General features: G+C 63.1%; 1 protein-coding gene. It reads right to left on the reverse strand.

Annotation, left to right across the window (positions count from 1 at the left end; genetic code table 11):
- The coding region (locus AWB67_RS39145; protein ID WP_235025646.1) for a methyl-accepting chemotaxis protein at positions 1 to 623 on the reverse strand (623 nt) is incomplete at both ends.

Below are 623 nucleotides of genomic sequence, written 5' to 3' on the forward strand. Positions count from 1 at the left end.
GCGCGCGCTACCTGGTCGATCCCGCTGCTCTGCTCTTCCGATGCCGCCGCGATCTCGCCCATGATGTCGGTCACGCGCTGCACGGCACCGATGATCTCGTTCATCGTGCGTCCGGCTTCATCGACCAGGCTCGTGCCGGTCTGCACGCGCGCCACCGACGTATCGATCAGTTCCTTGATTTCCTTCGCTGCTGCGGAAGAACGCTGCGCAAGCGTGCGCACTTCGCCTGCGACAACCGCGAACCCACGCCCTTCTTCACCGGCCCGCGCCGCTTCCACCGCCGCGTTCAGCGCAAGAATATTGGTCTGGAACGCGATGCCTTCGATGATCGTGATGATGTCCGCGATCTTCGCCGAGCTTTGGTTGATGTCGCCCATCGTGCCGACGACCTGGCTCACGACCGCGCTGCCCTTGTTGGCGATTTCCGACGCATTCGCCGCAAGCGAACTCGCCTGACGAGCATTGTCCGCGTTCTGTTTGACCGTGCCGGTCAACTCTTCCATGCTCGACGCCGTTTCCTGCAACGCCGACGCCTGTTCTTCCGTCCGCGACGACAAATCGATATTGCCCGCCGCGATTTCCTTCGTCGCCGAGGCGATCGATTCGCTGCCCGAGCGCACCGT

Source organism: Caballeronia terrestris, assembly GCF_001544515.1.
GTDB classification, from domain to species: Bacteria; Pseudomonadota; Gammaproteobacteria; order Burkholderiales; family Burkholderiaceae; genus Caballeronia; species Caballeronia terrestris.